We start from the raw sequence: 7688 nt of genomic DNA, 5'->3' as shown, positions 1-7688 counted from the left end.
AATCGAACAAGAGTTAGAAAGGTTGATTGTGGAAGGAACACTGGCTCCTGGGCAGCAGTTGCCGCCTGAGCGCGAACTGGCGAAACAGTTCGATGTGTCTCGTCCTTCAATCCGAGAAGCGATACAACGTTTAGAAGCAAAACGCTTGCTTACTCGCCGTCAAGGTGGAGGTACGTTTGTTAGCGAAAATATCTGGAAAAGCTTTTCAGATCCTTTGCTTAATTTGTTGTCATCCCATTCTGAAACCCAACTAGACTTGTTGGAATCGCGTCATGCGATGGAAGGGATTTCGGCTTACTTCGCGGCATTGCGTGGCACTGATGAAGACTTTGCTCGTATTCAAGCCTGCCAAGAAAAAATTCACGGTGCGCAAGATAAGGGTGATATTGAAGCCGAATCTGCAGCGGTGATGGCTTTCCTTATTGCTTTAACAGAGGCAGCACACAATGTGGTGTTATTGCACATTGTTCGTAGCTTGGCTCCGTTACTCGAACAAAACGTCTTAGAAAATTTAAAGCTGTTGCATCGTCGTAAAGACGTTGTGGAGAAAGTGAGTATACATCGAGCTAATATCGTAGATGCGATCGTTTCTGGCCAGCCTGAGAAGGCGCGTGAAATGTCACATTCTCATTTAGCTTACATCGAAGAAACATTGCTGGATTTGACGAAGGAAGAGTCGCGCCGCGAACGCTCCCTGCGTCGAATTCAACAGGGTAAATAGCCGTAATACTTCGGCTTTTTACGTGTTTAGTAGAATCCAACTAACAAAAAGGATAGATCGCCATGTCTGACATGAAGCATGACGTAGACGCACTGGAAACTCAAGATTGGTTAGAAGCTCTTGAGTCAGTAGTACGTGAAGAAGGTGTAGAACGTGCACAGTTCCTACTAGAAACAGTTCTAGAGAAAGCACGTCTAGATGGCGTTGATATGCCAACTGGTATCAACACTAACTACATCAACACGATTCCGGCAGCACAAGAGCCAGCATACCCAGGTGATGTAACTCTTGAACGTCGTATTCGTTCGATTATTCGCTGGAACGCAATCATGATCGTATTGCGTGCTTCTAAGAAAGACCTAGACCTAGGTGGTCACATGGCTTCTTACCAGTCAGCAGCGGCGTTCTACGAAGTTTGTTTCAACCACTTCTTCCGAGCTCCAAACGAGACGGACGGTGGCGATCTAGTTTACTACCAAGGTCACATCTCACCGGGTATCTACGCTCGTGCATTCGTTGAAGGTCGTCTAACTGAAGAGCAGCTAGATAACTTCCGTCAAGAAGTGGATGGTAAAGGTATCCCGTCATACCCACACCCTAAACTGATGCCTGAGTTCTGGCAGTTCCCAACAGTATCTATGGGTCTTGGTCCAATTTCTGCGATCTACCAAGCACGTTTCCTTAAGTACCTAGACGGTCGTGGTCTAAAAGACACATCTGCACAGCGTGTATACGCATTCCTAGGTGATGGTGAGATGGATGAGCCAGAATCACGTGGTTCACTGTCTTTCGCTGCGCGTGAAAAACTAGACAACCTAACATTCCTAATCAACTGTAACCTACAGCGTCTAGACGGCCCTGTAATGGGTAACGGTAGCATCATCCAAGAGCTAGAAGGTCTATTCAAAGGCGCTGGTTGGAACGTTGTTAAAGTTATTTGGGGTAGCAACTGGGATGCACTACTTGCTAAAGATACAACAGGCAAGCTTCTACAGCTGATGAACGAAACTGTAGATGGTGATTACCAAACATTTAAATCTAAAGACGGTGCATACGTACGTGAGCACTTCTTCGGTAAGTACCCAGAAACGGCTGCACTAGTTGCAGACATGACTGACGATGAAATCTTCGCACTTAAGCGCGGTGGTCATGAGTCTTCTAAACTGTACGCAGCTTACAAGAACGCAGCAGAAACTAAAGGTCGTCCAACAGTAATCCTAGCGAAGACTGTTAAAGGTTACGGCATGGGTGAAGCGGCTGAAGGTAAGAACATCGCGCACCAAGTTAAGAAGATGGACATGACTCACGTACTACACCTACGTGATCGTCTAGGTCTTCAAGACATCCTAACTGACGAAGCAGTAAAAGAACTTCCATACCTGAAACTTGAAGAAGGTACAGCGGAGTACGAATACCTACATGCTCGTCGTAAAGCCCTACAAGGTTACACGCCAGCACGTCTGCCAAAATTCACTCAAGAATTCAAAGTACCAGAGCTAGAAGAGTTTGCTCCTCTACTAGGTGCACAGAAGCGTGAAATTTCAACGACTATGGCTTACGTACGTACGCTAAACATCCTACTGAAAGACAAGAACATCGGTAAGAACATCGTTCCTATCATCTGTGATGAAGCTCGTACATTCGGTATGGAAGGTCTATTCCGTCAGGTTGGTATCTACAACCCACACGGTCAAGAATACACACCTGAAGATAAAGGCATCGTTTCTTACTACAAAGAAGCAACATCTGGCCAAGTTCTTCAAGAAGGTATCAACGAGCTAGGTTCTATGGCTTCATGGGTTGCAGCGGCAACTTCATACAGCACGAACGACCTACCAATGATCCCGTTCTACATCTACTACTCTATGTTCGGTTTCCAACGTATTGGTGACATGGCATGGCTAGCAGGTGACCAACAAGCTCGCGGCTTCCTACTAGGTGCTACAGCTGGTCGTACAACACTGAACGGTGAAGGTCTACAGCACGAAGATGGTCACTCGCACATCCAAGCGAACACTATCCCGAACTGTATCTCTTACGATCCAACATTCGCTTACGAGCTAGCAGTAATCATGCAAGACGGTATCCGTCGCATGTACGGCCCTGAGCAAGAGAACGTTTACTACTACCTAACAGTAATGAACGAGAACTACGCAATGCCAGCAATGCCAGAAGGCGCTGAAGAAGGCATCCGTAAGGGTATCTACAAGCTTGAATCTCACGCTGGTGCTAAGGGCAAAGTTCAACTAATGAGCTCTGGTACTATCATGAACGAAGCGCGTAAAGCTGCTGAAATTCTAAGCGAAGAGTACGGCGTAGCATCTGACGTATTCTCTGTAACGTCGTTCAACGAACTAACTCGTGACGGCCAAGCGGTAGAGCGTGACAACATGCTTCACCCAGAAGCTGAAGAGAAAGTACCGTACATCACAACTGTACTTGGTAAAGAACCTGCAATCGCAGTGACTGACTACATGAAGAACTACGCTGAGCAAGTACGTGCTTACATGCCAAGCGAGTCTTACAAAGTACTTGGTACTGATGGTTTCGGCCGTTCTGACAGCCGTGCAAACCTACGTCGTCACTTCGAAGTTAACGCTGGCTACATCGTAGTTGCAGCTCTAACTGAACTGGCTAAACGTGGTGATATCGAGAAGTCTGTAGTTGTTGAAGCAATTGCTAAATTCGATATCGACACTGAAAAAACAAACCCACAATACGCTTAATACAGCGCTTAACTAGAAGGTAAATAAGCAATGGCAATCGAAATTAATGTACCTGACATCGGTGCGGATGAGGTTGAAGTTACTGAGATTCTTGTAAGCGTTGGCGACAAGGTTGAAGAAGAACAGTCTCTGATCACTGTTGAAGGCGACAAAGCTTCTATGGAAGTTCCAGCGTCTCAAGCAGGTATCGTTAAAGAAATCAAAGTAGCTGAAGGCGATTCAGTTTCTACTGGTTCTCTAATCATGATTTTCGAAGCCGAGGGTGCAGCTGACGCTGCACCTGCTCCAGCAGCAGAGGCAGCTCCAGTAGCTGCTCCTGCAGCGGCAGCAGCGGCAGAGCTTAAAGAAGTTCACGTTCCAGATATCGGTGGCGACGAAGTAGAAGTTACTGAAATCATGGTTGCTATCGGTGATTCAGTAGAAGAAGAGCAATCTCTTCTAACTGTTGAAGGTGACAAGGCTTCAATGGAAGTTCCTGCACCATTCGCTGGCACAGTTAAAGAAATCAAGATCGCTTCTGGTGACTCAGTTTCTACTGGTTCTCTAGTAATGGTATTCGAGGTTGCTGGTTCAGCACCTGCAGCAGCTCCTGCTCCAGCGGCGGCAGCACCAGTTGCAGCGGCTCCAGCAGCGTCAGCTGAAAAAGAAGTAAACGTTCCAGACATCGGCGGTGACGAAGTAGAAGTTACTGAAGTAATGGTAGCGGTTGGCGATACAGTAGAAGAAGAGCAATCTCTAATTACTGTTGAAGGCGACAAAGCTTCAATGGAAGTTCCTGCACCATTCGCTGGTACAGTTAAAGAGATCAAGATTACAGCTGGCGACAAAGTGTCAACTGGCTCTCTAATCATGACTTTCGTAGTTGAAGGCGCAGCTCCAGCTCCTGTTGCAGCACCTGCACAAGCAGCAGCTCCAGCGGCGGCATCTGCACCTAAAGCTGAAGCTCCAGCGGCAGCAGCTCCTGCAGCTGCAGACGACTTCCAAGAAAACGGTGAGTACGCACACGCGTCTCCAGTTGTTCGTCGTCTAGCTCGTGAGTTCGGTGTAAACCTAGCGAAAGTTAAAGGTACTGGTCGTAAGAGCCGTGTACTAAAAGAAGACGTTCAGTCTTACGTTAAAGATGCACTTAAGCGTCTAGAGTCTGGTGCTGCGGCATCTGGCAAAGGCGGTGACGGCTCTGCTCTTGGTCTACTACCATGGCCAAAAGTTGACTTCAGCAAGTTCGGCGAAACTGAAGTTCAGAAGCTTTCTAAGATCAAGAAGATCTCTGGTGCAAACCTACACCGTAACTGGGTAATGATCCCTCACGTTACACAGTGGGATAACGCAGACATCACTGAGCTAGAAGCATTCCGTAAAGAGCAGAACGCAATCGAAGCTAAGAAAGACACTGGCATGAAGATCACTCCTCTTGTGTTCATCATGAAAGCTGTTGCTAAAGCGCTAGAAGCGTTCCCAGCGTTTAACTCTTCTCTTTCTGAAGATGGCGAAAGCATCATTCTTAAGAAGTACGTAAACGTAGGTATCGCGGTAGATACTCCAAACGGTCTAGTTGTTCCTGTATTCAAAGACGTGAACAAGAAAGGCATTTACGAGCTATCTGAAGAACTAATGGCTGTGTCTAAGAAAGCACGTGCTGGTAAGCTAACTGCAGCTGACATGCAAGGCGGTTGTTTCACAATCTCTAGCCTTGGTGGCATCGGCGGTACTGCATTTACGCCAATCGTAAATGCTCCAGAAGTAGGTATCCTAGGTGTATCTAAGTCTGAAATTAAGCCAGTTTGGAATGGTAAAGAGTTCCAGCCACGTCTTCAGCTTCCACTATCTCTATCATACGACCACCGTGTGATCGATGGTGCTGAAGGTGCACGCTTCATTACTTTCCTAAACAGCGCACTATCTGACATCCGTCGTCTAGTACTGTAATTGAGAAAGTAATTATTAAGGTGGCTTTCGGGTCACCTTAATTCTTTATATAAAGACTATTTTTAGAGAACAGTTCCCGCTTTTCTCATAAAGCGAAAGGGAAGTGTTGTCTAGCTCACAGGCTAACTTAAAGCTACTTTCACACTGTTAACATCTCTGTAAAATGTTGGCTGTTTGAAAGCCCAATAATTTTAAGAACATCTACTCAGCCTGTTAGGGATAATGACTACAAGAGGTCACAATGAGCAAAGAAATTAAAGCCCAAGTTGTTGTACTTGGTTCAGGTCCTGCTGGTTACTCAGCTGCATTCCGTTGTGCGGATTTAGGTCTAGAAACAGTACTAGTTGAACGTTACAGCACTCTTGGTGGTGTATGTCTAAACGTTGGTTGTATTCCATCGAAAGCACTTCTTCACGTTTCTAAAGTAATCGAAGAAGCGAAAGCGATGGCAGAGCACGGCGTTGTATTCGGCGAGCCACAAACGGACATCAGCAAGATCCGTATCTGGAAAGAAAAAGTAGTAGACCAACTAACTGGCGGTCTTGGCGGTATGGCTAAGATGCGTAACGTAACAGTTGTTAACGGTTTCGGTAAGTTCACTGGTCCTAACAGCATCCTAGTTGAAGGCGAAGGCGAAGCAACAACAGTTAACTTCGATAACGCAATCATCGCTGCGGGTTCTCGCCCAATCAAACTTCCTTTCATTCCACATGAAGACCCACGTATTTGGGATTCTACGGATGCACTTGAGCTGAAAGAAGTTCCTGAAAAACTGCTTATCATGGGCGGTGGTATCATCGGTCTTGAAATGGGTACGGTTTACCACTCTCTAGGTTCTAAAGTAGACGTAGTTGAGATGTTCGACCAAGTTATCCCTGCTGCGGATAAAGATATCGTTAAAGTTTTCACTAAGCGTATCAAGAACAAGTTCAAGCTAATGCTTGAGACTAAAGTAACTGCAGTTGAAGCGAAAGAAGATGGTATCTACGTTTCAATGGAAGGCAAGAAAGCACCAGCTGAAGCAGAGCGCTACGATGCTGTTCTTGTTGCTATCGGTCGTGTTCCAAACGGTGCACTTATCGATGCTGAAAAAGCAGGTATCGAAGTTGACGAGCGTGGCTTCATCAACGTTGATAAGCAAATGCGTACAAACGTTCCTCACATCCACGCGATCGGTGACGTTGTTGGTCAACCAATGCTTGCTCACAAAGGTGTGCATGAAGGTCACGTAGCTGCTGAAGTTATCTCTGGTAAGAAGCACTACTTCGACCCTAAAGTAATCCCATCAATTGCGTACACTGAGCCAGAAGTTGCTTGGGTAGGTAAGACTGAGAAAGAAGCGAAAGCGGAAGGCCTAAACTACGAAGTGGCGACTTTCCCTTGGGCTGCTTCTGGTCGTGCAATCGCTTCTGACTGTGCAGATGGTATGACTAAGATGATCTTCGATAAAGATACTCATCGCGTAATCGGTGGTGCTGTTGTTGGTACTAACGGTGGTGAGCTTCTTGGTGAAATCGGCCTAGCAATCGAAATGGGTTGTGACGCAGAAGATATCGCTCTTACTATCCACGCTCACCCAACTCTACACGAGTCTGTTGGTCTTGCTGCGGAAGTATTCGAAGGTTCAATCACTGACCTTCCAAATAAGAAAGCAGTGAAAAAGAAGAAGTAAATACTCTTCATACTTGAAGCCGCAGCGTTGTTAACTGCGTAAGTTCACCCTAATTACATAGAACTCCTATGCTCATAGGGCTGAACTTACTTGTTGCCTAGCTGCAACTCCAATTATTTTGAGTATATATAGATTGTAAAAGCCGCTGATTCGTCAGCGGTTTTTTTTATACGTCATTATAAGTGAGTTGTTTTGCTGCAAAAGATCCCCAACTCGCTCGTCCCTCGCTCTTGAGGGTGACGGAGTGAGGTGTTGGAGTTTGTCCTTTAGTTATTCTTGAGTGTGAACGAGCTGCAGCTCACTATTCACCTTCTCGTTCCCGAGACTGGCGAAGGAGAGAAGAGGTAATCTCTGGCTTGAATCGCTGGTTTATTTCTTCGATGGTGAAGTGCAGGCTCTCTTTAGAGCCATTATTCCTTAGACTGACGAAGGAGGGAGTTGGTAATCTCAGACTTGAATGGCTGGCTTATTTCTTCGATGGTGAAGTGCAGGATCTCTTTAGAGCCATCATTCCTAGACTGACGAAGGAGGGAGTTGGTAATCTCAGACTTGAATGGCTGATTCATTTCTTCGACGGTGAAGTACAGGAGTTCTTTATATCCGTCATTCCCTAGACTAACGAAGGAAGGAGTAGGGAATCTCT

Annotated in this window: 5 protein-coding genes; 4 read left to right on the top strand and 1 reads right to left on the bottom strand. The window is 46.1% G+C overall.

The features are described 5' to 3' along the window. The first annotated feature begins 1 nt into the window (after position 1). The 4 genes from pdhR to lpdA all read left to right on the top strand — a co-directional run bounded on the left by pdhR (position 2) and on the right by lpdA (position 7045). The gene (pdhR, locus tag BCT81_RS00070; protein ID WP_241908122.1) at positions 2–721 is read left to right on the top strand and encodes a pyruvate dehydrogenase complex transcriptional repressor PdhR; all 720 of its coding nucleotides are present in this window, start codon (positions 2–4) and stop codon (positions 719–721) included. Between the two features lie 62 nt (positions 722–783). Then, the gene (gene aceE, locus BCT81_RS00065; RefSeq protein WP_102422910.1) at positions 784–3447 is read left to right on the top strand and encodes a pyruvate dehydrogenase (acetyl-transferring), homodimeric type; all 2664 of its coding nucleotides are present in this window, start codon (positions 784–786) and stop codon (positions 3445–3447) included. A gap of 30 nt (positions 3448–3477) precedes the next feature. Next, positions 3478–5373 carry a pyruvate dehydrogenase complex dihydrolipoyllysine-residue acetyltransferase gene (gene aceF, locus BCT81_RS00060; RefSeq protein ID WP_102422909.1) on the top strand — a complete coding sequence of 632 codons (1896 nt, stop codon included), beginning with the start codon at positions 3478–3480 and terminating at the stop codon, positions 5371–5373. A gap of 241 nt (positions 5374–5614) precedes the next feature. Next, positions 5615–7045 (top strand): dihydrolipoyl dehydrogenase, encoded by a 1431-nt coding sequence (gene lpdA / locus BCT81_RS00055; protein WP_004738171.1) that lies wholly within the window; start codon positions 5615–5617, stop codon positions 7043–7045. A gap of 410 nt (positions 7046–7455) precedes the next feature. Here lpdA and BCT81_RS29495 read toward each other — a convergent pair. Then, positions 7456–7688 (bottom strand): hypothetical protein (locus tag BCT81_RS29495; protein WP_206747993.1); only part of this gene is annotated, 233 nt, incomplete at its 5' end.

This window comes from Vibrio sp. 10N.261.52.A1, assembly GCF_002876325.1.
GTDB classification, from domain to species: domain Bacteria; phylum Pseudomonadota; class Gammaproteobacteria; order Enterobacterales; family Vibrionaceae; genus Vibrio; species Vibrio chagasii.
This window is presented reverse-complemented; position numbering and strand designations above follow the sequence as displayed.